Raw genomic sequence first — 25,870 nt, 5'->3', positions numbered from 1 at the left:
CCCCGACTCTTTCAAACCCTGTGGTAACCGTAAATAGACGATCCCACTCAATCACCGTTTGAAACCATCGGTGAAGCAAGAACAGGAATTGGAAGGCACGCACGGAGATCGTAAGGCTCCGGTGTGTGACATGGGGGGTCTTTCGGAACAGCGCCAGGGATGGCGCGGAGCAAGGTCGGTACAGGACGTACCGTGAATTGCGGTGGAGAAAGAGCCCCCATGTCATACACCGGGGCCCTCCACCACAACTATCAGACCAATAGAATCAAGCCCGACTCAGAGTTAACGCAGGTTGATAATAGTCTGGGTCACCGCATCCGAGGTCTCTATGGTCTTGGCGTTCGCCTGGTAGTTCCGCTGGGCGATGATCAGGTTGACCAGCTCCTGGGACAGATCCACGTTGGACTCTTCCACCGAACTGGCGGAGATCCCCCCCAGCGTGCCGGTACCCGGCTGGCCGAAGATCGGCTGACCGGACTCGAAGGTTTCCACCCAGTTGGTGTCACCCACAGGAGACAAACCATCGGTGTTGGCAAAGCTTGCCAGCGCCACCTGCCCCAGGTTCTGGGACTGACCGTTGGAATAGCGGGCGAAGATCACCCCCTCGCCGGACACATCCAGACCGGAAAGCCTGCCGGTGGTGTAACCGTTCTGCTGCTGGTCAATCACCCCGAAGGACGAGCCATGCTGGGTTGTCTCGTTCATATCCACCATGAAGTTGGACGATACGGGCGGCTCGGCGATGGGCAACTCGCCGCCGCTGGCAATCGGCAACGGACCATCGGCTCCATTCGGCTGCCCGGAATCATCCTTGGGCGTCCAGTTGGAAATGAGTATCTGGCCATTCGGATCACCGTCAACCGAGGCCAGGCTGCCATCGGTATTGAACTCCATCTCGTACCGGGCCCGGGTCGGATCGCCAGTGGTGAACGGGGGATCCCCCACGTCCTCATCGTCAATCTGTACATACATGGCCCATACACTGTCACCCCCGGTGACCGGCTCCTTCACGAAGTACTGGGTCATGGTGTGGGGGTTACCCAGGCTGTCATAGATCGTCGAAGAGGTAGCGTGGTTGTAGGTGCGCTGATCCTCGGGGTCGAAGGTATTGGTTCTGGTCACTACGGGATTGTCGGACCCCAGGATTGGCGAGGTGCCCCCAGCATCTGAGGTAACCTCCAGCCCCTGATCCATACTGATCTGCGTTATCGACTCCTGTCCGTAAGCATCGTAGCCGCCGCCTACTGGGTTACCGGAGTCGTCCACCTCCACCACGTGAACCTCATTCCCTCGGCTATCAATCAACCTCAGACCGGTCGCCCCCTCTCCGGTTGCGTTCAGGGTATTCAGAGGCGAGTCGTTGACCGCATCCTGCAACCAATCCCTGGCCTCGGCAGACGTGGTTATACCGTCGCTGGCATCAGGAATGGAAAATACCTGGCCCATGATTTCGTAGTTGGTATCCGGCTGGATGGTACCGTCGTCGGGAATCGTCAGTTCGGTACGGGCCGAAGCACTGACTCCATCCAGGTTGTTAAGGTCTTCGGCGATCTTCTGGGCCCGGTCACCAACATCGAACCCGATGGGAACATTGCGCCCGTCCGGATAGCTGAATGTCAGTTCTTCGGCGGTATTCAGACCATCGGGCGGATCGTTCTCCTCTTCCCACGGAGTCTGGAAGGTCTGCCGGATCACCTCCAGCACGGATTCCCGGGAATCCAGGTTCAACTCGGAATCAAACCGCGTGGTACGTTGTGGCGCCAGGTTACCCGCATCGATCTGCAGGTCGTCCCGCACGCCACTCAGGTTACCCTCGTCATCCGCCTGGTAGCCCTGCACCCGCATGGACTGGTTATTAACCACGAACCCGTCCTTGTCGATGCTGAACTGGCCGGCGCGGGAATACTCCACCTGCCCCTGGTTGCTCAGGATAAAGAAGCCATCGCCATCGATAGCCATGTCCAGGCCGTTCTGGGTGCCACTGATGCTGCCCTGCCCAAAGCTCTGCTTGATGTCCTGCACCTTCACACCGCCGCCGACTGCCATATTGCCGGAGCTGAGAAAGCCGCTGGAATACAGGTCGCCGAACTGGGCCTGGCTGCCCTTGAAGCCCACGGTGCTGGCGTTGGCAATATTGTTGCCGGTCACATCCAGATCAACCTGTGAGGCACGCAGCCCGCTGAGTCCGATATTAAATGCCATGGTTTACCTCACTCAGTTGATATGCTGTACGTCTGACAGCGGGATCGATCCCATGCCTGCCAGATTCAGGGTAATATTGCCGCCCTGGCCCAGGGACACGCTGTCCACATTGGCGCTCATCAGGGTCTGCAACTGCTCGGTACCGCTGGGGTAGCTGCCCTGGGCGGTAATGTAATAGCGTCCAGGCGGCATGGTATTGCCGTTGCCGTCTTCGCCATCCCAACTGAACTTCTGCTGGCCGGCAGAGGCCTCACCCAGGTCCAGTTGCCGCACCATTTCACCCTGCTCGTTCTCGACGGTAATGCGCAGGCCGCCGGTGCTGGCTGGGACGTTCACGATGCCTTCCATCTGCCCGCTCTCATCCAGGGTGCCGAAATTGGTGGGTGCCATCACGCTCTTGCCCACCATGGCGGATGCCTGCAGGGCCTGGGTGGAACGGAATTCTCCCACCACGCTGTCGACGGTGGAGCTGAGGTTCTGCATTTCCTCCAGCGAACTGAACTGGGCCAGGTCGGCGATGAACTCGCCATTGCCCTTGGGCTCCAGCGGGTCCTGGTTCTTCAGCTGGGCGATCATCAGCTCCATGAACTCATTCTTGCCGAGTTCCTCACTGCCGCTGGCGCTGCTTTCCTGCTTTGCCCGATACTCCGCCAGTACGTCGGTGGTCGCGTTGGTGGTATTCACTATGCTCATTGGTCAAATCCCCGAACAAGAATGACTGGCGATTACTGCTGCCCCAGGGTCAGCACCCTCTGCATCATCGATTTGGCGGCATTCATCACGTCCACGTTCATCTGGAAGCTGCGGGAAGACGACATCATGTCCGCCATCTCCTCCACCACGTTGACGTTGGGATAGAAGACATAGCCTTCCTCATTCGCCGCCGGGTGGTGGGGTTCATAGCGCATCTGCAATTCCTTCTCACTTTCCACAATGCCCTGCACGTTGACACCGGCACCGGCCTCCTCGCCGAACGAGAAATGGCCGCTGGCCCGGTCCGGGTTGAGCATCTGCTGCTGCATGGCGGCAAACACCGGCTTACGGGCCCGGTAGGTCTGGTCGATGCTGGAACTGGCGGTCTCCGCATTGGCAATGTTGGATGCGGTGGTATTCAGCCGCAGTTGCTGTGCGGTCATGCCGGAGCCGGCGATATCAAAAATGTTTCCCAGGGACATGGTTGTTCTCCTCTACACCTTTTGCCGGCTTACTGGCTCGTAATGGCTTTCTTCAGGCCTGAAAACTTGCTGTCCAGGAACTGGAAGCTGGCCTGGAAGTCCATGGCATTACGCATGTACCGGGTCTGCTCCTGCTGTGCATCCACGGTATTGCCATCAATGGACGGCTGGTGGGGCATGCGGTAGAGCAACTCGGCGGACATGCCGGAACCGGACACATCCATATGGGAATCGTGGGTGCGGTTCATCGACACCCCCTGGCTGGCCTCGGTGGCCTGATTCAGCATCGCCTGGAAATCCACATCCCGGGCTTTGAAACCCGGGGTATCGGCATTCGCCAGATTGTTCGCCAGCACTTCCGCGCGACGGCTGCGAGCGGTCAGCGCCTGCTCGTGGATACCCAGTGCCTTGTCGAAGGTGATTGCCATAATGCCTCCAGTAACTGCATCACCCTGCCGCTTTTGCCGGTCAGGGATCGTTTGCAATGACTGTAGCAATCAGGATGCCAGAGTCCGAAAAAACTTATATTTCGTTATTTTTCAATAATATGGGGATAGTTGAAGGGGCAACAATAAACACGGCGGGATGAGGGGCGGCAAGCCTTTTCCCTTGGCTTGCCGTCATCAGCACAGGTGGCCTGCGTCAGCCTGGCCAGTCTGAAACGAAGTCGGACAGCTCCGGTCGGGGAACCTTGGGCTTCCAGCCATCCACGGTGCCCGTGTAGATAAAGCCGACGATGGACTCGTCTTCTTTAAGGCCAAGCCCATCCCGCACCACGGGACTCTCCGCCACCGCCCCGGTACGCCACATGGCACCGTATCCCTCCGCCTGCAGGGCCAGCACCAGGTAGGCGGCGCCGGCGGCGCAGGAATAGGCCTGCTCATGGGCGGGAACCTTCGGATGACTCACCGGCGAGGCAATGGCCACCAGCACCATGGGCGCCCTCAGCGGCGACTGGCGCAGTTTTTCCCGCTGCACCTCGCTGGCGTCTTCCTGCGCGCTGCTTTCGAACAACCGGCCAAGCTCCTCCAGGGCCTTTCCTTCCACCACCAGGTAACGCCAGGGGCGCAGCAGGGCGTGGTCGGGGGCCCTTGCCGCACAGGCCAGGGCCAGGTCCAGCACCTCCCGCCGTGGCGCGGGCGCCTTGAGCCTGGGCTCGGAACTGCGATCAAGAATGGCCCGGGTAATGGTGTTCATGGTCAAGTGACGTCTCCCCGTTCAGGTGTGAAGCCAGTGTGCCGTGCGTTGTCCGCCATGGTCTTTACTGTTAATCTGAAGCGCTGGATTTCATGGTTTCCTTCCAGGGAACCCGACCGCCGGAACGGCAGGATAACAAGGGAGTGAATGAGACGCACTCCCAATACGGCGGCACACCGGATTCCCGATCCTATCAGTTTTCCACAGGGATGGAGCATGTCAGGCTACGTGAGCACCCCGGATTCCACTCGTAAGTCCGCCCCTGAAAAGCCCTTCGAGGATACCCCTCGGGCCATTCCGCCGCTGCCGGATTTCAACGGGCGGGTGCTGGGGTCCGCCGCCTTCTGCGGCATCATCGTGGCCGGCGTGGTGGATGGCATCTTCCACCAGAACATGCTCTGGCTGCTGGCCGGGGGCCTGCTGTGGCCCCATACCGTCCTGCTGCTGAGCCGCTATATCGGCGCCGGACGGGAACCACGTATCCGCCAGTACCTGGTGCTGGTGGAGTGCATTATATCCGGCGCCGTGATCGGCCTGACCGGCCTGACCGTCGTGCCCTCCCTGGCCATGGGGCTGATGCTGATGTTCACCTGCCTGATCGTCGGTGGCCTCTACCTCTGGTTTTACGGGTCACTGCTGCTGGGCGCAGCCGCTGGCCTGGTGGTGGGCCTGATGGGAGTTACGGACGATTTCAGCACGCCGCTGCTCACCAGCCTGGTGTCGCTGCTGGGCACCGGTACCTTCATCTGCGTGACCGCCTACTACACCCACCAACAGGCCCGCATCCTCCTTGCCGCCAAGGCCCAGATCCAGAAGCAGCGGGAGCAGTCCATCGCCCTCTCCGACAAGCTCTCCAAGTACCTGTCACCCCAGGTCTGGCAGTCCATCTTTACCGGTGAACGGGATGTGAGGCTGGAAACCCGGCGCAAGAAACTGAGCGTGTTCTTCTCCGACATCAAGGGGTTCACCGACCTGTCCGAGGAAATGGAACCCGAGGCCCTCACCGAGCTACTGAACAACTACTTCAACGAAATGTCGGAAGTGGCCCTGAAATACGGCGGCACCATCGACAAGTTCGTGGGCGACTCCATCATGATCTTCTTCGGCGACCCGTCCTCCCGGGGACAGAAAGAGGACGCCCTGGCCTGCGTGTCCATGGCCGTGGATATGCGCAACCACATGAAGATCATGCGCCAGCGCTGGCGCAGCCAGGGCATCCGCACGCCCCTGGAAATCCGCATGGGGATCAGCTCCGGCTTTGTCACGGTGGGCAACTTCGGCGCCGAGAACCGCATGGACTACACCATTATCGGCAAGGAAGTGAACCTGGCCAGCCGCCTGGAACAACTGGCGGAGCCGGGGCAGATCCTGGTGTCCTACGAGACCTTTTCTCTGATCAAGGAACGGATCATGTGTCGGGACAAGGGTGAGATTACGGTGAAGGGCTTCGGCCGCCCGGTGGCCATCTACGAGGTGATCGACTTCCGCCGTGACCTGGGCCCGAACCGGAGCTTTGTGGAGCACGAACACTCCGGCTTCGCCATGTACCTGGATTCCGGCAAGATCTGCGAACGGGACCGCAAGTCCATCCTCAGCGCCCTGGAAGAGGCGGCGGACCGGCTGCGGGAAGAGGAAACCGACCAGTAGGCCGCACACCTCCCCCTCCCTCAACCACCGGCATCACTACTGCCGTACCAGCCTCAGCCGGGGCGCCTCCCCCGGACCGGTGCTGCGCCAGGGATTGATATCCAGCCCGCCACGGCGGGTGTAGCGGGCACTGACCGTCAGGTGCTCGGGGCTGCAGGCCTGCATCAGATCGGTGAATACCGTCTCCACGCAATGTTCGTGGAAGTCCTGCTTCTGGCGAAACCCCACCACATAGCGCAGCAACGCGGAACGGTCGATGGCCGGCCCGGTGTACTCAATGTGCAGCGTGCCCCAGTCCGGCTGTCCGGTGACTGGGCAGTTGCTCTTGAGCAGGTGTGAACACAGACTCTCGGTCACCGTGTCGCCGTCAGCCCTGAGCACATCCGGACAGTAGTCGTAGGCGACCGAGTCCACCGGCTCGTCGTCGATAAGGATCGCCCCCTCCGGACGCCCCGCCGCCATCATGCCCCGGTCGATACTGAACAGGGTCACCGTCACCTGTGCCCCACAGGCGCTGGACAGGTCCCGCTGGATGGTGTCCCTTACCTGGTCATGGGAGGAAAACACCTCCTGGTTCAGGGAGTTCAGGTACAGCTTCAGGGACTTGGATTCGATCAGGCTGGGGGACGCCGCCGGCAACCGGAATTCCCCCCAGGCTACCTCTGGCACGCCGGAGGGGCGCAACCAGGACAACTCCCAGGCCTGCCACAGATCCTCGCCGAACCAGGGCCAGCGACCGTCCTCCAGATCAATCCGGTGCCGGTTATCATCCCGTGGCACCGGGAACAGCAGTTCCGGCGCGTAGTGCTCAGGGTAGTCGCTGGTCTTGCCCAGCGGAGCATGGTCAAGTGCCATGGCCGTTCCTCAGTGACGAATGCCCTTGCCCCGCTGCAACATGCGCAGGGACACCACGGACAGGATAACGATAAACGCCAGGATCATGCCCAGCGACAGGAAGGGATTCACATCGGATACGCCGAGGATGCCATACCGGAAGCCATTCACCATATACAGGATCGGATTGATCATGGACACCCCCTGCCAGAACCCCGGCAGCAGGTCGATGGAATAGAACACCCCGCCCAGGTAGGTCAACGGTGTCAGCACGAAGGTCGGCACGATGGAGATATCATCGAACTTCGTGGCCATCATGGCATTGATGAACCCACCCAGCGAAAACAGCGCGGAGGTCAGGATCACCGTCAGCACCATCATCGGCAGGTGATGGATCTGCAGCCGGGTGAAGCCCAGGGACAGCAGCGTCACAATCACCCCCACCCCAAGGCCGCGAGCCATGCCACCGGCCACGTAACCGGCCAGGATCACCCAGTTGGGTGTGGGCGACACCAGCAGTTCCTCGATACTGTGCTGGAATTTCATGCTGAAGAAGGACGACACCACGTTACCGTAGGAACTGGTGATCACCGCCATCATGATCAGCCCCGGCACAATGAACGCCATGTAGTCGAAGCCTCCCATGGTGCCGATCCGCGAACCGATCAGGTTGCCGAAGATCACGAAGTACAGGGTCATGGTGACCGCTGGCGGCAGTAGGGTCTGGGGCCAGATCCGGGTAAAACGGCGGATCTCCCGGGAAACAATGGTGACGAAGGCGGTAAGTACGGCAGCCGGATTCACTCGATCACCTCCACCTGACGGGCGTTTTCTTCCACCATGTGCAGGAACAGCTCCTCTAGGCGGTTGGATTTGGTCCTCATGCTCAGCACCCGGATACCCAGCTGGTCAAGCTGGGCAAAGACACCGTTGAGGCCCTGGCTCTTTGCCACTTCCACCTCCAGCGCTCCCTCACCGTCCAGGCGGGTGGTAAAGCCGTCCAGCTCCGGCGCCTGGGTCAGCGCCTGCTCGGTGTCCAGCACAAAGGTCTCCACATGAAGCTGGGCCAGCAGGTCCTTCTTGCTGGTGTGCCGGAGGATCTCGCCATGATCGATGATGGCGATATTGCGGCACAGGGCCTCCGCCTCTTCCAGGTAGTGGGTAGTGAGGATAATGGTGGTACCGTTGCGGTTCATTTCCTCGAGGAACGTCCACATGGAGCGGCGCAGCTCGATATCCACACCGGCTGTGGGCTCATCCAGGATCAGCAGGCGCGGCTCGTGTACCAGCGCCCGGGCAATCATCAAGCGGCGCTTCATACCGCCGGAGAGCTGTCGCGCCGGCGCGTCGCGCTTGTCCCACAGCCCCAGTTTCCTCAGGTAGTGCTCCGCCGACACCCGGGCCTTGCGCAGCGGGATGCCGTAGTACCCGGCCTGGGTGGTGACAATATCGAACACCTTCTCGAACTGGTTGAAGTTGAACTCTTGGGGCACCACGCCCAGGTTGAGCTTGGCCGCCGCCAGGTCGGTATCAATATCGTGGCCGAACACCCTGACGGTACCGGAAGACTTGTTCACCAGCGAACAGACAATACCCAGAGTGGTGGACTTGCCGGCGCCATTCGGCCCCAGCAGGGCAAAGAAGTCCCCCTCACGCACGTGCAGGTCGATGCCCTTGAGGGCCTCGAAACCACTGCCATAGCGTTTCCTGAGCCCTTCGATTTCCAGGGCCGGCACGGGAGCATCGGACGGGGACGGTTGACTGGTCATAGCGGCTTCCAGACAGGGAATGTCGATTGCGAAAGCGCTATATGTTGAGCCGCCCTATGAAAATTTCAAGGGCGTGGCTGCCTCGCCGGCAGACATGGGACCGGCAATAACAGCCAGGGAAGGATGCGGGTGCCGCTCAGGCACCCACCAGCCGACGCAGATTCCAGCGGGACTCGGCGCCCGTCACGTCGTACCGTGACGGATCCAGGCCATCGGTGTCATTGGGCAGGCAACCCTCCACCCGGAGGGAGTCGCTTACTGACCGGCCTTCATTGCAGGTCGCCAGGTTAATCATCCGGGCGGCCTTGAGGGGCTGCTGGTTGATGTCGGTCATCAGCATGACCTTGGGCATCAGTCGGCGCTTGGGTGAATGGGACACCACCACCCCGCGCTGGCCATTGGTAAGCTGTACCAGGGTGCCGATGGGGTAGATACCCACCGACTGGATGAACTGTTCCACCAGGTCTTCCTGGAACTCCACGTTACGCAGCTCGAAAAGCTGGCTGACCGCCTGGGCCGGGGACAGGGGCTGGTAGCCCTCCCGGGGCGCGATCAGCGACTCGTAGTAATCCACCAGACCGGCGATCTTGGCCAGCAACGGAATACGGTCGCCACGGACCCCGGCGGGAAAACCGGAACCGTTGTGCCGCTCACGATGTCCCCGCACTACGGCAACAACCCCGCGGGAGACACCAGCCTCCTCCAGCCGGCGTACACCCCGGTCCACGTAGGTACGAAATTCCTCAAACTGTCCGGCATCAAGCTGGTACTCGTTGAATACCACCTCCCGGGGCAGCTCCGCCTTGCCCACATGGGCGAGCAGGCAACCGGTGGCCAGGGTATTCAGTAGCGGCTCATCCAGACCAAGATGTCGCCCCAGCACCAGGGCCCAGACCGCGGTCTTCAGGGAGTGCTGGTAGGTGTAGTCGTCCTGCTGGCGAACCCGGGCCAGCCACAACAACGCGTCCGGGTTACGGATCACGCTGGATGTCATGCGGCGGGCAACCTTTGCCACCGGTCGCAGGTCGGGAACCATGTCGTTTCGCAGGCTACCCGCCACCTTGCGGATGGCATCCTCGGCGGAACGCAGCAGCGGGCCGCTGGCCCGGAGCTCCCGCTTCAGCGAGCGCCTGGCCTGGTGCCGTACGGGCTTTTTCACCTGGATCGGTGGCAGCTTGATCACATCCTGGGGCTTGACCTTGCGGCTGGCGCGGCGGGCAAAGCTGGGGGCGCCGGCCTGGTCGTATTCCAGACTGTCGCGGCCCTCGGCCACGTCGATCATCACCCAGCGGCAATGGGAGATCAGGGCACGGATGTCATCCTGCGAGCGGATATGGAAACCCTGGATGGGAAAGGGAGTGCGATGCCACGGCTTATCAAGGTCGGACACGAACATGCCGACCTCAAGGTCCTGTGTGTAGACCTTTTTCTGGGATACTCCCACCTTCCACCTCTGTCCTGGACGATCTCTGACAACTTCCATTGTCGCCACCTCCCTGTCTTTAATCCATTACAAATGGATGCTGAAGAGTAACCAATTGCCACATACTGTTACGTATATTGTCGTTCCGCAACATAACGTAATACTGTGACACAATTCACAAACTTACCAGTAACCTGTCAGGTTTGCAGAAAAATGTGAAGGAGGGGGTAGAAAGAACACCTAATCGGTCATTGGTACGGCCGGATCAGTCTCCGGCGAACTGAAGACCAAACCCGTCATTGCTCTTGCGCACCACGACCATGGTGAGTTCCGGGGCGGGAACCGGCAGCCCCTGGACCTGGACCGTCACCACATCACCCGTCTCGGGCGCGAAACCGCTGTCCTCAATAACCACGAAAATGCCACCGTCGGAGATATCGCGGGTGGAGAACACCCCTTCCCCCAAGGAGTCATGGGTCACTTTCACCTTGGCGTTCAGGGCCGTTCGGATGTGTTCTCGTCGGTCGCTCTGCTTCATCGTGGTCATGGTCGCTGCTTGATTCCAGTCAGTAAGTAACGTCGTCTCCAGCCTTATAGTCGGCAAGCTAACCGGAAAAGCCTCCGAAGGACAGAGCCCTGTCGCTGAAAACTTGAAGTGGAACGCTTCTTTTTACAGTCGTTGACACTCTCACGTTTGCAAACGAGAATACATGTGTTTCTCAACATAATCTGCAGGAATGACATAATGAAACAGAAACTTGCCGCACTCGCTACGGTCTCCGCTGTAGCTCTCGCCCCACTTCCCGCCGCTGCCAGTGGCGAAGTCAACATCTACTCCTACCGCCAGGAATTCCTGCTGAAGCCACTGCTGGATGCCTTCACCGAGGAAACCGGTATCGAGACCAACGTGGTCTTCGCCAAGAAGGGCCTGGCGGAACGCCTGGAAAGGGAGGGCCGCAACAGCCCGGCGGACGTGGTGATGACGGTGGACATTTCCCGCATCTCCGAACTGGTGGAGCGGGACCTGACCGCGCCGGTGGACAACGACACCCTGGAGCAGAACATTCCAGAGAACCTGCGCCACCCGGAAGGCAAATGGTTTGCCCTGACCACCCGGGGCCGGATGATCTTCACCTCCCTGGACCGGGTGGAAGAAGGTGAAATCACCACCTACGAAGAACTGGCGGACCCGGAATGGGAAGGCCGTATCTGCACCCGTAGCGGCAAGCACCCCTACAACATTGCCCTGTTCTCCTCGATGATCGCCCACCATGGCGAGGAACAGGCCGAGGAGTGGCTGCAGGGCCTGAAGGACAACCTGGCCCGCAAACCCCAGGGAGGCGACCGTGACCAGATCCGCGCCGTCACCGAGGGTGTCTGCGACGTGGCGGTGGGCAACAGCTATTACTACGGCGTGATGCTGCAGGATGAGGAACAGCGCCCGATTGCCGAGCAGGTGCGTATCGTGTTCCCCAACGCGGAAGACCGCGGCACCCACGTCAATATCAGTGGTATTGCATTGACCCAAAGCGCGCCCAATCGCGACAACGCCATCAAGCTGATGGAGTTCCTGTCCGGCGACGAGGCCCAGCAGATCTACGCCGAGGCCAATTCCGAGTTCCCGGCCAACCCGGAGGTACCGGCCACCGGTATCGTGGCGGAATGGGGCGAGCTGAACGCCGACACCCTGTCCCTGCAGACCATTGCCGAGAACGCCGACAAGGCCGTGCGCATGGTGGATCGGGTCGACTACGACAACTGATCGCCTTGCCTGAAACCGGTTCCGGAGCCCTGCAACGGGGCTCCGGAATGACAGGATGAATTGAAGCGAGACCGGCTGATGGCTACACTTCCGTCCTTTTCCAACTGAACAGGATTGCCATGAACCAGGCGGACGCTGTCGAGCACCCGGTCACCCCATCACCGCTGACACCCCGCCGCACCTCCAGCCGATGGCTGATTTCCGCCATCGTGATCACCGCCATCGTGGCCCTGCCGGTATTCTCCGTGGCCTGGCTGGCGCTGTTTCCGGACGAGAACATCTGGCCCCACCTGATCAGCACCACCCTGCCCCGCTATATCAGCACCACCCTGATCCTGATGGCTGGCGTGTCCGCCCTTACCCTGTTTATCGGCCTGGCCACCGCCTGGGCGGTCACCATGTGCGAGTTTCCCGGGCGCAGGGTGTTCGAGTGGGCCCTGCTGCTGCCCTTTGCGGTGCCGGCCTATGTCATTGCCTACGTCTATACCGATCTCCTCCAGTACGCCGGGCCGCTCCAGGGCGCCCTGCGGGACTGGTTCGGCTGGCAGAGCGCCCGGGACTACTGGTTTCCGGAGATTCGCAGCCTGTGGGGCGCCACCCTGATGCTGGGCCTGGTGCTCTACCCCTACGTCTACCTGCTGGCCCGGGCTGCCTTCCTGGAGCAGTCGCCGTCGCTGTTCTCGGTCAGCCGCAGTCTCGGTCATTCGGCGATCAGCACCTTTTTCCGGGTAGTTCTGCCCATCGCCCGCCCTGCCATCGCCGTGGGGCTCTCACTGGTGTTGATGGAAACCCTCAATGACTTCGGCACGGTGGATTTCTTCGCGGTGCAGACGCTGACCGCCGGCCTGTTCGATACCTGGATGAACCTGGGCAACCTGGGCGGGGCGGCACAGATTGCCATGGTCATGCTCACCTTCGTGGTGATCCTGGTGACCCTGGAACGCTACTCCCGCCGCCGCCAGAAACAGTACGCCGCCCGCGACAACCGCGCCCCGATCCACCGCTTCGTCCTGAGCCGCCCGCGCCAGTGGGTCTGTGTGATCACCTGTGCCGCCCCCATCCTGCTGGGGTTTGCCATACCGGCCCTTGTCCTGGCTCGCTACGCGGTGATCTACTTCGACCAGAGCTGGACCACGGACTTCCTGGAGAACGCCTTCAACAGCCTGTTCCTGTCCACGGCAGCCGCCGTCGCCACCCTGGTGATCGGTCTCATACTGGCCTACAGCCGAAGACTCCATGATACCCGTCCCATGCAGGTGTTAATGCGTCTGTCCAGCCTGGGCTATGCCATGCCCGGAGCGGTGCTGGCGGTAGGCGTGATCGTGCCCATGGCGGCCTTCGACAACCAGGTGGATGCCCTGATGCGGGAGTGGTTCGGTGTGAGTACCGGGCTGCTGCTCAGTGGCACGGCCTTCGCCCTGGTGTTTGCCTACACCGTGCGGTTCCTGGCGGTCTCCGCCGGCAGCCTGGAGAGCGGCCTGCAGAAGATCACCCCGAGCATGGACATGGCTGCCCGATCACTGGGCAAGGGCACCACCGCAACCCTGCTGCGGGTTCACCTGCCGATGTTGCGGGGCACCATGCTGACGGCGGCGCTGGTGGTGTTCGTGGATTGCATGAAGGAGCTGCCCGCCACGCTGATCCTGCGGCCGTTCAACTTCGACACCCTGGCCACCCACGTCTACCAGTACGCCTCGGACGAACTGCTGGGCATCAGCGCCCTGCCCGCGCTGATCATCGTGCTGGCCGGTATCGTGCCCATTATCCTGATGAGCCGGTCCATCGGGTCGGCCCAGGCTTACAACCCGCAATAAGATTCAGGCTGCAATAACGACGAAACGCCCCTCGAAAAAGGCAGCGGCGGGTTGCTCCGGCTCCAGCGACGGCTCACCACTGTAGAGCCCGGATTTCAGCGTCACCCTGCCCCGGCCACGGCGACGCAGCATGGTCAGGAAACGATCCCACTCCCCGGCCTCCGGCAACTGGCACAGAGCGAAGAAATCACCATCCACCGGCTGGCCATAATCCATGCTGCCACTCTGGATAACCACGGTACCCTTCACACCCGCATCCTCCACCGCCAGTTCGATCAACCCCCAGGCCGCCAGCACTGCCACGGAGTAGATGGAGCCGCCAAATCCGGTGCCCTGGTGGTTACTGTTGGGTGCCAGCGGGGCCCGGACCAGCAGTTGCCGTCCGTCGTAGTGTTCCAGCCCGGCATCCATGGCGCGGGTCAGGGGTATAACGTCGTGGATACGTTGCTGAAAGTCGTCCAGTCGGCTCATGAAAGGGTCCTGCACAAACAGAAAACCGGCCAGTAAAGGCCGGTTCCGGAAGGTTTGCCCAAGCAGGCCGCCGAAAATACCGGCGGCCCGCGACGGAGGTTACTCCCAGATCACGGTCTTTTCCTGAGCATACCAGTCGTCCACCTTCTGGCGGTAGGCATCCTCCACCACATTGCGCTTGAGCTTCATGGTGGGCGTCAGGAAGTCGTTCTCGATGGTCCAGGGCTCCCGCACCACCACCAGGAACCGCAGGTGCTCGTGGGGGTCCAGGGTCTGGTTGACGTCCTTCAGCAGTTCCACAAAGTCCTTTTCCAGTTCCTCCCGGAAGGCCGGATCGTCACGCTTCTCCTGGGCCGCCTCCGAGAGCATCACCAGGCAGAACGGCGACACCTGGTTCTCACCGGACACGCACACCGCCTCGATGTGGTCGTCGCTCATCAGCTTGTTCTCGATGGGCGCCGGCGCCACGTACTTGCCCTTACTGGTCTTGAAGATCTCCTTCAGGCGACCGGTGAGCTTCAGGCGTCCCAGTTCGTCGATCTCACCCACATCGCCGGTCTTCAGGAAACCGTCCTCGGTAAAGGCCTCCTTTGTGCGTTCCGGGTCCTTGTAGTAGCCCATCATGGTGGCAGGGCTCTTCACCTGGACCTCGCCATGCTCGCCAATCCGGCACTCCACACCCGGCAGGGCCTCCCCTACGTAACCGGTCCGGGCACGGCCCGGCTGGGTGGTATGGGAATAGGCAATGTTCTCCGACATGCCGTAACCTTCCAGCAGTTCGAGCCCCAGGTTGCGATACCACTCCAGGATATCGTGGGACAAGGGAGCGGAACCGGAGCCGGCGTAACGCACATGCTGAAGCCCAAGATTGGTGAGAATCTTCTTCTTGATCAAACGGTTTAGCAGGGGAATCTTCAGCAGTTTTTCAAGTTTTTCACGGGGCATCTTCTCGAACACGCCGTGCTGGAACTTGGTCCAGATACGCGGCACCGCAATGAACAGGGTCGGTTCGCACCGCTGCAGGTCCTCCACAAAGGAATCCAGGGTGTCGGCGAAGAACAGGTGGAACCCCTTGTTCATGGAGGTCAGCTCACCCACGTAACGCTCAAACACATGCGCCAGCGGCAGGTAGGACAGGTAACGGTCCTCGTGGGTGACTTCCAGCCGGTCGGCGGCGCCGGTGGCCGCATAGGACAGGTTGGCGAAGCTCAGCATCACTCCCTTGGGCCGGCCGGTACTGCCGGAGGTATAAACGATGGTGGCCAGTTCCTCCGGATCCCGCTCGGTGTTTTCGGTCATGGGCGGATGCTCCGCCACAATGTCGTCCCAGGTCTTGAAGTTGGTGGACGGGCTCAGGGGATAGGTAATGCATTCCACCGACTCCGGCACGCCGGGTTTCATGCTTTCCCAGTCATCCAGCTTGCCCACAAACAGCGCGGGAATCTCCGCGTGTTCGATGATGTAGCTGACGGTATCGGCGTTCAGGGTGGGATACAGGGGGACCGAAATATGCCCGGCCATCCAGATGGCCCAGTCGGACATGATCCAGTGGGCGCAGTTCTTGGACACGATGCCGATGCGGCTCTTCTCCGGCAGGTCCAGGGACTTCAGGTAGGTGGCCATGCGACGGGCTTCGCCCACCGCCCTTCGCCAGGTGAAATCCACGGTCTTGCCGTTGCCCACGGGTTGGGTCATGTAGACCTTTTCGGCCCTGGCCGTTTCCCAGTGGTAAATCATGTCCAGTGGTAGTTTTTGTTGTGTACTCATGAGTCTTTTGGGACCTTTGGCTGACAGGCGACCAGCCCCACCAGGGGCTACGCCTGATTGTTGTTATCATTGGATTTTCCGGATATGCCGCCGGATTAACTGAAGACTATTGCATCATAGCCACAACCGTCAAAGTGTGATGCAGATATAATTTGTGGTGTCCTACCGGTTGAGAACCGGAGATTTGCCGGCTGATATACGGGATAACCCGGTATACCTGAGCCCGCGCAAACTGGGCAACCATGTGATAAACTCCCGCCTCTTTTTCTGGGGCACCCATAAGGTCGCGCGGCTTTTATGGGGCCTCATCACAATCCCACTATTCTGGAGAAACGGCTAATGGCCAAGATTTTTCTGCGAATTCTGGCAAGCGCCCTGCTGATGACCGGCTTCGGCCTGGCCCAGGCAGAGGACGGTAAAGAGGACGGCAAGACGGTTGCCATTACCCAGATTGTAGAGCATCCCGCGCTGGATGCGGTCCACGAAGGCGTCAAGGATGAACTGGCGGCACGGGGCTACGAAGAAGGCTCCAACCTCAGCCTGATGCACGAAAGTGCCCAGGGCAACACCGCCATCGCCGCCCAGATCGCCCGCAAGTTCGCCGGCGAGCAGCCGGACGTGATCGTGGCGATTGCCACGCCGTCCGCCCAGACCATGGCCGCCGCCACCCGCAACCTGCCGGTGGTCTTCTCCGCCGTCACCGACCCGGTGGGCGCCAAGCTGGTGGACAGCCTGGAAGCTCCGGGTGGCAACATCACCGGCGTCAGCGACATGCTGCCCATCGATCGGCACCTGGACATGGTGCAGCGGGTGGTACCGGATGCCAAACGCATCGGCACCGTCTACAACCCCGGTGAGGCCAATGCCGTTGCCCTGGTGGAACTGCTGGAAGAAAGGCTGGAAGCCCGTGGCCTGACCCTGGAGAAGGCCGCCGCCACCAAGACCTCGGAAGTGCTGGGGGCCGCCCGTTCCCTGGCCGGCAAGGCGGACGCCATCTACCTGACCACCGACAACACCGTGATCAGTGCCGCCGAGGCCGTGGTGTCCGTGGGTGAACGCGCACAGATCCCGGTCTTCGCCGCCGACACCGCCACCGTTGAGCGCGGCGCCGTGGCCGCCATGGGCTTCGACTACTACGACCTTGGCCGCCAGACCGGCGCCATGGTGGCCCGCATCCTGGAAGGCGCCTCCCCGGCGGACATTCCGGTTGAGACCGTGGACAAGCTGGACCTTTTCGTGAACCCGGGTGCCGCCGAGAAAATGGGAATCACCCTGGATGACGACCTGATCTCCGAAGCCACCGAAGTTATCGGCAACGACTAAACTCCTTCGCGGGCCCGGCCGGAAGCGCCGGGTCCCCGCGCCAAGCCTCAGCGATAGCCTGCTCATGCTAAGTGAAATTGCCTTTTTTGGTGCCCTGGAGACCGGCCTGATCTATGGTCTGGTGGCCTTCGGTATCTACATCTCCTTCCGGGTGCTGGACTTTCCGGACCTGACCGTCGATGGCAGCTTCCCCCTGGGTGCCGCCGTTGCCGCCGTGCTGATCCTCGGTGGCTGGAACCCCTGGCTGGCCACTCTGATGGCCATTGTTGCCGGCATGGCCGCCGGGGCCGTCACCGCGCTGCTGAACGTCAAGCTCAACATCCTCAACCTGCTGGCCTCGATCCTCACCATGATCGCGCTCTACTCCGTGAACCTGCGCATCATGGGCAGCCCCAACCTGGCGCTGCTGGGCGAAACCACCGTGGTTACCTGGTGGGAAAGCCTGTTCTCCCCACAGAACTACTACATGGCCCCGGTCGCCCTCTTCGCCGTGGTCGCCCTGGTGGTGCTGGTGCTGCTGTGGCGTTTCATGAAGTCCGAGATCGGCCTGTCCATGCGGGCCACCGGCGCCAACCCCCGCATGGCCCGGGCCCAGGGCATCGCGACCGGCGGCATGATCGTGCTGGGCGTGGCCCTGTCCAACGGCCTGGTGGGCATGGCCGGTGCGCTGTTCGCCCAGAGCCAGGGCGCGGCGGATGTCACCATGGGCGTGGGCGTGATCGTCATCGGCCTGGCCTCCCTGATTGGCGGTGAAGCCCTGGTGACGCCCCGCACCGTGGTACGGGCACTGATCGCCGCCGTGGTGGGCGCCATTGTCTACCGCCTGGCCATCGCCTTTGCCCTGAACGCGGATGTGCTTGGCTTGCAAGCCCAGGACCTGAACCTGATCACCGCCATCCTGGTCACCCTGGCCATTGTCCTGCCCGGCTTCCGCACGAAGCTGCAGGCCAGAATGACCCGCAATAAGGCCTAGGGCTGGAGAAAGGAGCGAGACATGATCAGTGCAGAAAACCTCAAGCTTACCTTCGGCCAGGGCACGCCCCTGGAGAACCCGGCCCTGCGGGGAATGAGCCTGACCGTGCACCAGGGCGAGTTCGTCACCGTGATCGGCAGCAACGGCGCGGGCAAGTCCACCTTCCTCAATGCCCTCGCCGGCGAGGTGATGGTGGATTCCGGCCGCATCGAAGTGGACGGCCAGGACGTCACCCGACTGCCCACCCACAAGCGCGCGCACCGCGTGGCCCGGGTATTCCAGGATCCACTGGCCGGCACCTGCGAGGGCCTGACCATCGAGGAGAACCTGGCCCTGGCGATCAAGCGGGGCCAGCGCCGGTGGCTGAGTGCCGCCGTCAAACGCAGCTACATGGACCGCTTCCGCACGGCCCTGGCCAAGCTCAACCTGGGCCTGGAGAACCGCCTGGGGGACAAGATGGGGCTGCTGTCCGGCGGCCAGCGCCAGGCCGTGAGCCTGCTGATGGCCAGCCTGACCCCCTCCGCCATCCTGCTGCTGGACGAGCACACCGCCGCCCTGGACCCGAAAACCGCCGCCTTCGTGCTGGAACTGACCCAGGAGATCATTGCCGAGCAGAAACTCACGGCGCTGATGGTCACCCACAGCATGAAACAGGCGCTGGAGGTAGGTGACCGCACGGTGATGCTCCACCAGGGCCAGGTGGTATTCGATATCGCCGGCGAGGAACGCCAGGGGCTGGAAGTGAAGGACCTGCTGGACCTGTTCGAGAAACAGCGGGGCCTGGCGGTGGAAGACGACGCTTTATTGCTGGGCTGATCCTTCGCGGCGATAAAGTCACCAATGTGAACAGGGCCTGACCAGCATCAGCGCCCTGCTTCACACACCTGAAACCGGTATCGATTCTGGCCGGTTTTGTCCCAGGCCTTGTGGCTTCTGGCTTCCCGGCGTTGCAAGGTTTTCCTGATAATTTTTTTGCACCACTTACCCCCGTTTAATAGCTCCTCCTTTCTTCACACAACACTATATAGTGTCTATACTCGCACTTATCCCAACTAGATATAGTGTTTGACGCAAACCCCGACAGGACCGTCAAACCCGCCGTGAGCGCCGCAGTCGCGGTGTTCTGACCATAAGAAATCATGCAAATCGAGGGTGGAGATGAGCGCAAAACTACAGGTAGTAACCACTGATATTCCGATGCAGGATGCCTCTCTGGACATCTGGAACAGCAAGTACCAGTTGAAGACCAAGACCGGTGAACCTGTAGATCGCGACATCCAGGAGACCTACCAGCGGGTGGCCAAGGCCCTGTCTGAGGTCGAGTCCAAGGCCAAGCGCGACAAGTACATGAAGGAGTTCGTCTGGGCCCTGCAGCACGGTGCCATCCCGGCGGGCCGGATTACCTCCAACGCGGGCGCCGAAGCCCACAAGCCGGCCACCTCCACCATTAACTGTACCGTGTCCGGCACCGTGCGTGACTCCATGAACGACATCCTGGAGAAGAACCACGAAGCGGGCCTGACCCTGAAGGCCGGTTGCGGTATCGGCTACGAGTTCTCCACCCTGCGCCCCCGCGGCGCCTATGTGGCCGGCGCCGGCGCCACCACCTCCGGCCCATTGTCGTTCATGGATATCTTCGACCGCATGTGCTTCACCGTGTCCTCCGCCGGTGGTCGTCGCGGTGCCCAGATGGCCACCTTCGACGTGCACCACCCGGACGTGCTGGAGTTCATCCAGGCCAAGCGTGAAGACGCCCGCCTGCGCCAGTTCAACCTGTCACTGCTGATCACCGAAGACTTCATCGAAGCCGTGCGCAACGGCGACGACTGGCACCTGTCCTTCCCGGTCACCCAGAAGGAAGCCGAGGACGAAGGCCTGGACCTGAACGACACCAGCCAGTTCGTCTACCGTGACTTCCCGGTGCAGGAAGGCTACGTGGTCAACGACGAAGGCAAGGTCGCCTGTCGCATCTACCGGACCCTGAAGGCCCAGTTGATCTGGGACACCATCATGACGTCCACCTACGACTACGCGGAGCCGGGCTTCATCCTCATCGACAAGGTGAACCAGATGAACAACAACTGGTTCTGCGAGGAAATCCGTGCCACCAACCCCTGTGGCGAGCAGCCCCTGCCCCCCTACGGTAGCTGCCTGCTGGGCTCCGTGAACCTGACCAAGTTCGTGGAGAACCCCTTCACCGACAAGGCCAGCTTCAACTACGAGAAGTACCGCCAGGTGGTGGCCATCTTCACCCGCATGCTGGACAACGTGGTGGAAATCAACGGCCTGCCCCTGAAGGAACAGCGCCACGAGATCATGAACAAACGCCGCCACGGCATGGGCATCCTCGGCCTGGGCTCCACCCTGGCCATGCTGCGCATGCCCTACGGTTCCGAGGAATCCGTCCAGTTCACCGAAGACGTGGTCCGCGAGATGGCCGTGGAAGGCTGGCGCCAGTCCCTGGCCCTGGCCGAGGAAAAAGGCGCCGCGCCGATCATGGACGAGGAGTTCGAGATCACCCCGAAGATGCTGGCCTGGCGCCCGGAGCTGGCCGAGGACGGCTACAAGCTGGGCGACAAGGTGAAGGGCCGCCTCCTGCACGCCAAGTACAGCAACTACATGAAGCGCATTGCCGAGGTGGAGCCGGAGTTGGTGGAAAAACTGGCGGAGAAAGGTGGCCGCTTTACCCACCACACCTCCATCGCACCGACGGGCACCATCAGCCTGTCCCTGGCCAACAACGCCAGTAACGGCATTGAGCCGAGCTTCTCGCATCACTACTCCCGCAACATCATCCGGGAGGGTCGCAAGACCAAGGAGAAGGTCGACGTGTTCAGCTTTGAGCTGCTGGCCTACCGCCACCTGATCAACAGCGGTGCTATGCCCTTCTCCGAAGACGCCGACAAGAAGCTGCCGGAGTACTTCACTACGTCCGACGACGTGAGCCCGAAGCAGCACGTGGACATCCAGGCCGCGGCCCAGAAGTGGGTGGACTCGTCCATCTCCAAGACCGCCAACGTGCCCCAGGACTTCGCGTACCCGGACTTCAAGAATATCTACATGTACGCCTACGAACAGGGCCTGAAGGGGTGCACCACCTTCCGCTTCAACCCGGAGGCGTTCCAGGGCGTGCTGGTGAAGGAGTCCGACCTGGAGAACACCCTCTACGAATTCACCCTGGACGACGGCAGCAAGGTCACCTTCAAGGGTAACGAACAGATCGAGTACGACGGCGAGATCCACACCGCCGCCAACCTGTTCGACGCAATGAAAGAAGGCACCTACGGCAAATACTGATCCGGGAACTGACAGGAACCATGACCATGACAGCGAAAATCACCAAAAACATCGTCGGCTACCGGGTCAAGAAGGCGGACCCGGAGGCCCAGGCAGCGGCCCCCGAACAGGGAGCCAACACGCCGATACAGATGAACGAAAACATCGAACGGCCGGACTTCCTGCTGGGCACCACCTACAAGATCAAGCCGCCGGTGGCCGAGCACGCGATGTATATCACCATCAACGACATCATCCTCAACGAAGGCACCGACCACGAAAGCCGGCAGCCGTATGAGGTGTTCATCAACTCCAAGTCCATGGAACACTTCCAGTGGGTTATCGCCCTCACCCGGGTTATCTCCGCCGTGTTCCGCAAGGGTGGCGACGTCACCTTCCTGGTGGAAGAGCTGCGCTCCGTGTATGACCCCAACGGCGGCTACTTCAAGAAAGGCGGCGTGTTCATGCCGTCCCTGGTGGCCGAAATCGGCGGCGTTATCGAGCGCCACCTGAAGGCCATTGGTCTCATCGAGACCGAAGAGATGAGCGACGTGACCAAGCGCATCCTGGCAGAGAAGCGGGCGGAGTTTGAAACGGCTCAGAAGACGCCTTCTAATGATGAGAGCGCTAGTGAGTATCCGGCCAACTCCACGCTTTGTGGGAAGTGTAATACCAAGGCTGTGGTTATTATGGATGGGTGTGCGACCTGCCTGTCTTGTGGCGATTCCAAGTGTGGTTGAGGGGTTGGTAGACAGATGAGGTAGTACGAGGAGCCCGGTTGGTTTTGCTGATCGGGCTTTTCTTTTGAGAGGTTCGAGGTTTGAAGTGATGCGCTTCCTGTTTTAGATGGGCGAAGACGCTTTTCCCGGATATCCACCGGATATTCAGCCAGTTTTGACGGTATATTCGAAATTCACCGACCTCTTGTCGCTTTTGCTGGAATGGATGTGCCACAGAACTGTGGCCGACAGGGATCGCAGGTTGCTGATATTAATAGCTATTCTGGTTCTTCCTTAACAAAACCGGCTTGGTATATCGTCGTAACTGACGTTGAATAAACTGTTATGCATATTGATATGACCTGTTGCATTTTCTGCAAATCAGACACGAAGAATGAGCGATCCCGTGAACATATAATCCCGGAGTCGATGGGCAATGCGGACCATGTTCTTCCGCTTGGGGCTGTTTGCCAAACCTGCAATCAGTACTTCGCAAGAAAGGTTGAGCGACCTTTGTTGGAGTCTCCGATTTTTCGGCACCTAAGAGCTGAAATGAAAGTTCCGTCAAAACGTGGTCGTGTTCCAGTATGGAATACTTCTGATGGGCTGGATCTTCCAGGCAAACGTTTGATGGGTCGATTTCTAGGTAAAGTCGGACTAGAGGTTCTAGTTCATAAGACACAGAACGTTAGTTCTTGGAACAAGGCTATTGTAGAGCAGAGTAGGCTTGACGAACTGAGAAAACACGTGCGTTTTAACGAAGGAGAAGACTGGCCATTTACCGCTCGAACACTTCATCCGGTAAACGCAGTTTTTGATGACGGTACGGAAAGCTACGAAATTCTTCATGAGTTCGACATGCTTATCACAGATAGTTCGGAGTACTACTCTGTTGTTTCAATCTTTGGGGTTGAGCTTACTCTGAATATAGGTGGCCGAACCATAGAAGGGTTCGAGCAGTGGCTGGCAACTAATAATGGTACTAGCCCACTGTACTCAGGCAAAAATGCATAACCAGGCCAAGCACAGCGACAGTTTTTCCGTTGCGGCTTCGCCTCCACTACAAAGCTGCGCGTGTTGGCGGCGTTATGAATCAAGGAGATAGCCATTGGATCGCTCCAATTTTGATATTTTTAACCAGATAACCCTTCATCTCCTCGTTCGCTTGTTCGAATCCTTCCCAAATTATCTCGCAGTAGATGCTCGCGCACTGGGTTTTGATGCCATCAAAATGAAAGACGACGAAGATTTCGACGAAGCTTGGGAGCTATTGGCTATCAGTAAAAACTCTGTCAGTTGGCTTCAGTCGGAAGGGTTTATTGAGGTTGAGGGAAGAGTCGTAGATGATCAGATAAATGTTCGCCTGACCTTGAAGGGACTAACCTTGGTCGGATACGCACCACCAACCGTCCAAGACTCTCGCTTCGAAAATATCGCCGATGAGGCGAAGGCCGCGTTGGTTGAGGGTTCGCGATCTGCAGCGTCCGACGTCGTGAAAGGGCTGCTCCTGAGAGCTATCAGTTACATACCGGGTGCATTTTCATAACCAGGCCAGGCACTGCGACGCCTTTTTCGTTGCGGCTTTGCCTCCACTACAAAGGCGCGCATGCTGGCAGCGTTAATTCGTGGTGAGCCGAAGACCAGACACTGGACATAGAATGGAAGATAGCGAAGAGAACATAAGACAGAGGCAGATCGAAGCCAGTGAGCGATTCTGGGATCGGAAAGCACGTTTTACCTACTATTTACTCTCGCTCCCGTTTGCTTTAACTGGTGTGGCCGTATCGTCGTTTAGGCTGACTGATGATACCCATGTTGTATTCGCGTTAATCGAAATCCTGGCATGGCTTCTTCTGTTATCCGCAGGTGCATCAGGCTTATTGGCGAAGTGGGGTGAGACGCGTGTTGCCAGGATGGAGTCTCTGATGGCCCGATCAAAACTTACTGTGCAACAAGAGGTCATCGCGAAAGGGCGCTCTCTCAACGAATCAAACCACAAGGTTTTGCAGCGAAACTCGGACAAATTAAGGCATGCTGAACGAGCTGAAGAGCTTGGAAGCAAGTGGGTAATCAGGTTGCTTGCAATCGGCGGTGGCTTGTGGATTCTGGGGCGTGCGGGAGTTGTCCTTAGCCTGGTCAATATAACCGCAAATTAACAAGTCGCAGCAGGGCGCGACTGATGGCCGCCGGACGCCCTTTCCATGGCTCCTTCGTCGCCATTCCAAGGTCGCCGCTGTGCTCAGCGTTATGTTGCTTAGCGAACTATGAATCAAGCAGAGAAATGGGAGAAAATTGAGGTAGAGTTGAGGGCAGCTTACAGCTTGCTGCCTGAGAACGTCGTTGAATCCGACAACGGCTACCGAGAGAGTGATTTTCTCGCTTTCATTGAGGCAAACGAATTGCTTCTAGCCATGGAAGAACTTGACGGCCTCATAGAGGACAATCCAAACCCAGGAAGTGAGTTTTGGGAGCATCTGCTAGCGGCGGCAAATTTAATGGGGCATCTGCATGCTAATCGCTATCAATCCATCTTGGCGTCTACAACATAACCAGTGCAGGCACAGCGACGCCCTTTCCATTGCGCCTTCGGCTCCATTCCAAGGGCGCGCGTGCTGCAAGCGTTGAGGCTGTAGAAAAAGTCCCGAAAATCCCGCTCTGGGTTTGGTAGCATTGAGTCATCGCAGACCGACAAGGACCCGTCCCATGCCCCGCTTCAGGCACTACAACTACGACCAGGACGCCATGGTCGTGATCAATTACCAGGAACAGCTCCAGCCCGGCACCTTCGAACACGCCGTGCACTACCTGATCGAGCACAAGCTGGACCTGTCGGTCTTTCACCCCAAGTACCGCAACGACGACACGGGCCGGCTGGCCTACGATCCGGCCATCCTGCTGAAGATCATCCTGTTCGCCTACTCCAAGGGCATCACCTCCAGCCGTGAGATGCAGTGGTGCTGCGAAGACAATCATGGACCAAGTGATCATGGACAGGCACCCCCAGAAAAAAAGATCGGCAACTGGTGCCCAGAGAAAGCAAATCAACGCTTGGGAAGGTCCCTATAAATCGTGTTGATTGTTTTTTAGCCAGACCTGCCAAGATTTGGCCGTAATTCAGGAATTCAGGCCAAGCGGGATGCCTGGCTAATGGCCAGTGGGTATTTGCTTGCGTTTAGGAGAAATCAGGCCGCTCGTCGTCGCCTGCCCTGCTCTGCCCGTCGGTTCCGGACATAGCGAGCCTCAAACTCGCAAGCTTCATCCAGCCATTCGTCAGGTGACAGCCCCACAAGTGATCATGGACAGGCACCCCCGGCACCCCCAGAAAAAAAGATCGGCAACTGGTGCCCAGAGAACGCAAATCAACGCTTGGGAAGGTCCCTATAGATCGTGTTGATTGTTTTTTAGCCAGACCTGCCAAGATTCGGCCGTAATTCAGGAATTCAGGCCAAGCGGGATGCCTGGCTAATGGCCAGTGGGTATTTGCTTGCGTTTAGGAGAAATCAGGCCGCTCGTCGTCG

24 protein-coding genes and 2 pseudogenes are annotated in these 25,870 nt (G+C 59.8%); 14 read left to right on the top strand and 12 right to left on the bottom strand.

The features are described from left to right. Positions 1-282: 282 nt before the first annotated feature. The 5 genes from ACJO2E_RS06380 to ACJO2E_RS06360 all read right to left on the bottom strand — a co-directional run bounded on the left by ACJO2E_RS06380 (position 283) and on the right by ACJO2E_RS06360 (position 4,574). Positions 283-2,202 (bottom strand): flagellar hook protein FlgE, encoded by a 1,920-nt coding sequence (locus tag ACJO2E_RS06380; protein WP_406962928.1) that lies wholly within the window; start codon positions 2,200-2,202, stop codon positions 283-285. 12 nt (positions 2,203-2,214) lie between these two features. Continuing rightward, positions 2,215-2,895: a flagellar hook assembly protein FlgD gene (locus ACJO2E_RS06375; protein WP_406962927.1), complete on the bottom strand. Its 681-nt coding sequence runs from the start codon at positions 2,893-2,895 to the stop codon at positions 2,215-2,217. 32 nt (positions 2,896-2,927) lie between these two features. Beyond that, positions 2,928-3,377: a flagellar basal body rod protein FlgC gene (gene flgC, locus ACJO2E_RS06370; RefSeq protein WP_406962925.1), complete on the bottom strand. Its 450-nt coding sequence runs from the start codon at positions 3,375-3,377 to the stop codon at positions 2,928-2,930. A gap of 29 nt (positions 3,378-3,406) precedes the next feature. Continuing rightward, complete coding sequence (gene flgB, locus ACJO2E_RS06365; RefSeq protein WP_406962923.1) at positions 3,407-3,805, bottom strand: flagellar basal body rod protein FlgB; 399 nt, start codon at positions 3,803-3,805, stop codon at positions 3,407-3,409. 214 nt (positions 3,806-4,019) lie between these two features. Next, the gene (locus tag ACJO2E_RS06360) at positions 4,020-4,574 is read right to left on the bottom strand and encodes a nitroreductase family protein (RefSeq protein WP_406962932.1); all 555 of its coding nucleotides are present in this window, start codon (positions 4,572-4,574) and stop codon (positions 4,020-4,022) included. Positions 4,575-4,790: 216 nt separating this feature from the next. Between ACJO2E_RS06360 and ACJO2E_RS06355 the strand changes: the two genes are divergently transcribed. Then, a complete protein-coding gene (locus tag ACJO2E_RS06355) occupies positions 4,791-6,221 on the top strand; it encodes an adenylate/guanylate cyclase domain-containing protein (protein ID WP_406962921.1) in 1,431 nt (476 codons plus the stop codon). A 36-nt stretch (positions 6,222-6,257) separates the two neighbouring features. On the opposite strand, the gene queF is transcribed toward ACJO2E_RS06355, so the two are convergent. From queF to ACJO2E_RS06330, 5 genes are all read right to left on the bottom strand, one after another. Further along, complete coding sequence (gene queF, locus ACJO2E_RS06350) at positions 6,258-7,076, bottom strand: NADPH-dependent 7-cyano-7-deazaguanine reductase QueF (protein ID WP_406962919.1); 819 nt, start codon at positions 7,074-7,076, stop codon at positions 6,258-6,260. 9 nt (positions 7,077-7,085) lie between these two features. Beyond that, positions 7,086-7,859: an ABC transporter permease gene (locus ACJO2E_RS06345; RefSeq protein WP_406962917.1), complete on the bottom strand. Its 774-nt coding sequence runs from the start codon at positions 7,857-7,859 to the stop codon at positions 7,086-7,088. Further along, on the bottom strand, positions 7,856-8,824 hold the full coding sequence (locus tag ACJO2E_RS06340; RefSeq protein ID WP_406962915.1) for an ABC transporter ATP-binding protein: 969 nt from the start codon (positions 8,822-8,824) through the stop codon (positions 7,856-7,858). The genes ACJO2E_RS06345 and ACJO2E_RS06340 overlap by 4 nt, the downstream gene beginning before the upstream one ends. A 136-nt stretch (positions 8,825-8,960) precedes the next feature. Then, entirely contained in the window at positions 8,961-10,307 is a 1,347-nt protein-coding gene (locus tag ACJO2E_RS06335) for an HD-GYP domain-containing protein (RefSeq protein ID WP_406962913.1), read from the bottom strand. A gap of 205 nt (positions 10,308-10,512) precedes the next feature. Beyond that, complete coding sequence (locus ACJO2E_RS06330) at positions 10,513-10,785, bottom strand: PilZ domain-containing protein (protein ID WP_406962930.1); 273 nt, start codon at positions 10,783-10,785, stop codon at positions 10,513-10,515. Positions 10,786-10,992: 207 nt separating this feature from the next. Between ACJO2E_RS06330 and ACJO2E_RS06325 the strand changes: the two genes are divergently transcribed. Beyond that, a complete protein-coding gene (locus tag ACJO2E_RS06325) occupies positions 10,993-12,009 on the top strand; it encodes a Fe(3+) ABC transporter substrate-binding protein (RefSeq protein WP_406962911.1) in 1,017 nt (338 codons plus the stop codon). Between the two features lie 119 nt (positions 12,010-12,128). Further along, positions 12,129-13,823, top strand: a complete 1,695-nt coding sequence (locus ACJO2E_RS06320; protein WP_406962909.1) for an ABC transporter permease — start codon at positions 12,129-12,131, stop codon at positions 13,821-13,823. 3 nt (positions 13,824-13,826) lie between these two features. Here ACJO2E_RS06320 and ACJO2E_RS06315 read toward each other — a convergent pair whose 3' ends face one another. Then, entirely contained in the window at positions 13,827-14,294 is a 468-nt protein-coding gene (locus ACJO2E_RS06315) for a thioesterase domain-containing protein (RefSeq protein WP_406962907.1), read from the bottom strand. A gap of 99 nt (positions 14,295-14,393) precedes the next feature. Further along, positions 14,394-16,061, bottom strand: coding sequence for an AMP-binding protein (locus ACJO2E_RS06310; RefSeq protein WP_406962905.1), 1,668 nt, complete (start codon positions 16,059-16,061; stop codon positions 14,394-14,396). A 339-nt stretch (positions 16,062-16,400) separates the two neighbouring features. Between ACJO2E_RS06310 and ACJO2E_RS06305 the strand changes: the two genes are divergently transcribed. From ACJO2E_RS06305 to ACJO2E_RS06255, 11 genes and pseudogenes are all read left to right on the top strand, one after another. Further along, positions 16,401-17,384, top strand: a complete 984-nt coding sequence (locus tag ACJO2E_RS06305; RefSeq protein ID WP_406962903.1) for an ABC transporter substrate-binding protein — start codon at positions 16,401-16,403, stop codon at positions 17,382-17,384. A gap of 64 nt (positions 17,385-17,448) precedes the next feature. Next, positions 17,449-18,357: an ABC transporter permease gene (locus tag ACJO2E_RS06300; RefSeq protein ID WP_406962901.1), complete on the top strand. Its 909-nt coding sequence runs from the start codon at positions 17,449-17,451 to the stop codon at positions 18,355-18,357. 21 nt (positions 18,358-18,378) lie between these two features. Next, the gene (locus tag ACJO2E_RS06295) at positions 18,379-19,173 is read left to right on the top strand and encodes an ABC transporter ATP-binding protein (protein WP_406962899.1); all 795 of its coding nucleotides are present in this window, start codon (positions 18,379-18,381) and stop codon (positions 19,171-19,173) included. Between the two features lie 342 nt (positions 19,174-19,515). Further along, positions 19,516-21,654 carry an adenosylcobalamin-dependent ribonucleoside-diphosphate reductase gene (locus ACJO2E_RS06290; protein WP_406962897.1) on the top strand — a complete coding sequence of 713 codons (2,139 nt, stop codon included), beginning with the start codon at positions 19,516-19,518 and terminating at the stop codon, positions 21,652-21,654. A 26-nt stretch (positions 21,655-21,680) separates the two neighbouring features. Continuing rightward, the gene (locus tag ACJO2E_RS06285; RefSeq protein WP_406962895.1) at positions 21,681-22,373 is read left to right on the top strand and encodes a TSCPD domain-containing protein; all 693 of its coding nucleotides are present in this window, start codon (positions 21,681-21,683) and stop codon (positions 22,371-22,373) included. Between the two features lie 324 nt (positions 22,374-22,697). Then, positions 22,698-22,859, top strand: a pseudogene (locus tag ACJO2E_RS06280) (HNH endonuclease); the annotation flags it as partial. A gap of 45 nt (positions 22,860-22,904) precedes the next feature. Beyond that, on the top strand, positions 22,905-23,366 hold the full coding sequence (locus tag ACJO2E_RS06275) for a hypothetical protein (RefSeq protein ID WP_406962934.1): 462 nt from the start codon (positions 22,905-22,907) through the stop codon (positions 23,364-23,366). A gap of 94 nt (positions 23,367-23,460) precedes the next feature. Further along, a complete protein-coding gene (locus tag ACJO2E_RS06270; RefSeq protein ID WP_406962893.1) occupies positions 23,461-23,898 on the top strand; it encodes a hypothetical protein in 438 nt (145 codons plus the stop codon). Between the two features lie 112 nt (positions 23,899-24,010). Continuing rightward, a complete protein-coding gene (locus ACJO2E_RS06265; protein WP_406962891.1) occupies positions 24,011-24,508 on the top strand; it encodes a hypothetical protein in 498 nt (165 codons plus the stop codon). Between the two features lie 108 nt (positions 24,509-24,616). Beyond that, the gene (locus tag ACJO2E_RS06260; RefSeq protein WP_406962889.1) at positions 24,617-24,901 is read left to right on the top strand and encodes a hypothetical protein; all 285 of its coding nucleotides are present in this window, start codon (positions 24,617-24,619) and stop codon (positions 24,899-24,901) included. A gap of 154 nt (positions 24,902-25,055) precedes the next feature. After that, positions 25,056-25,322 (top strand): annotated as a pseudogene (locus ACJO2E_RS06255) (transposase); the annotation flags it as partial. Positions 25,323-25,870: the final 548 nt, after the last annotated feature.

It is taken from the genome of Marinobacter shunpengi (genome assembly GCF_045449695.1).
Classification (GTDB): domain Bacteria; phylum Pseudomonadota; class Gammaproteobacteria; order Pseudomonadales; family Oleiphilaceae; genus Marinobacter.
This window is presented reverse-complemented; position numbering and strand designations above follow the sequence as displayed.

Excerpts from the sequence above, each read along its gene's own strand:
- ACJO2E_RS06380 (WP_406962928.1), bottom strand. The coding sequence starts at position 2,202 with ATGGCATTTAATATCGGACTCAGCGGGCTGCGTGCCTCACAGGTTGAT.
- ACJO2E_RS06375 (WP_406962927.1), bottom strand. The coding sequence starts at position 2,895 with ATGAGCATAGTGAATACCACCAACGCGACCACCGACGTACTGGCGGAG.
- flgC (WP_406962925.1), bottom strand. The coding sequence starts at position 3,377 with ATGTCCCTGGGAAACATTTTTGATATCGCCGGCTCCGGCATGACCGCA.
- flgB (WP_406962923.1), bottom strand. The coding sequence starts at position 3,805 with ATGGCAATCACCTTCGACAAGGCACTGGGTATCCACGAGCAGGCGCTG.
- ACJO2E_RS06360 (WP_406962932.1), bottom strand. The coding sequence starts at position 4,574 with ATGAACACCATTACCCGGGCCATTCTTGATCGCAGTTCCGAGCCCAGG.
- ACJO2E_RS06355 (WP_406962921.1), top strand. The coding sequence starts at position 4,791 with ATGTCAGGCTACGTGAGCACCCCGGATTCCACTCGTAAGTCCGCCCCT.
- queF (WP_406962919.1), bottom strand. The coding sequence starts at position 7,076 with ATGGCACTTGACCATGCTCCGCTGGGCAAGACCAGCGACTACCCTGAG.
- ACJO2E_RS06340 (WP_406962915.1), bottom strand. The coding sequence starts at position 8,824 with ATGACCAGTCAACCGTCCCCGTCCGATGCTCCCGTGCCGGCCCTGGAA.
- ACJO2E_RS06335 (WP_406962913.1), bottom strand. The coding sequence starts at position 10,307 with ATGGAAGTTGTCAGAGATCGTCCAGGACAGAGGTGGAAGGTGGGAGTA.
- ACJO2E_RS06330 (WP_406962930.1), bottom strand. The coding sequence starts at position 10,785 with ATGAAGCAGAGCGACCGACGAGAACACATCCGAACGGCCCTGAACGCC.
- ACJO2E_RS06325 (WP_406962911.1), top strand. The coding sequence starts at position 10,993 with ATGAAACAGAAACTTGCCGCACTCGCTACGGTCTCCGCTGTAGCTCTC.
- ACJO2E_RS06320 (WP_406962909.1), top strand. The coding sequence starts at position 12,129 with ATGAACCAGGCGGACGCTGTCGAGCACCCGGTCACCCCATCACCGCTG.
- ACJO2E_RS06315 (WP_406962907.1), bottom strand. The coding sequence starts at position 14,294 with ATGAGCCGACTGGACGACTTTCAGCAACGTATCCACGACGTTATACCC.
- ACJO2E_RS06310 (WP_406962905.1), bottom strand. The coding sequence starts at position 16,061 with ATGAGTACACAACAAAAACTACCACTGGACATGATTTACCACTGGGAA.
- ACJO2E_RS06305 (WP_406962903.1), top strand. The coding sequence starts at position 16,401 with ATGGCCAAGATTTTTCTGCGAATTCTGGCAAGCGCCCTGCTGATGACC.
- ACJO2E_RS06300 (WP_406962901.1), top strand. The coding sequence starts at position 17,449 with ATGCTAAGTGAAATTGCCTTTTTTGGTGCCCTGGAGACCGGCCTGATC.
- ACJO2E_RS06295 (WP_406962899.1), top strand. The coding sequence starts at position 18,379 with ATGATCAGTGCAGAAAACCTCAAGCTTACCTTCGGCCAGGGCACGCCC.
- ACJO2E_RS06290 (WP_406962897.1), top strand. The coding sequence starts at position 19,516 with ATGAGCGCAAAACTACAGGTAGTAACCACTGATATTCCGATGCAGGAT.
- ACJO2E_RS06285 (WP_406962895.1), top strand. The coding sequence starts at position 21,681 with ATGACAGCGAAAATCACCAAAAACATCGTCGGCTACCGGGTCAAGAAG.
- ACJO2E_RS06275 (WP_406962934.1), top strand. The coding sequence starts at position 22,905 with ATGAAAGTTCCGTCAAAACGTGGTCGTGTTCCAGTATGGAATACTTCT.
- ACJO2E_RS06265 (WP_406962891.1), top strand. The coding sequence starts at position 24,011 with ATGGAAGATAGCGAAGAGAACATAAGACAGAGGCAGATCGAAGCCAGT.
- ACJO2E_RS06260 (WP_406962889.1), top strand. The coding sequence starts at position 24,617 with ATGAATCAAGCAGAGAAATGGGAGAAAATTGAGGTAGAGTTGAGGGCA.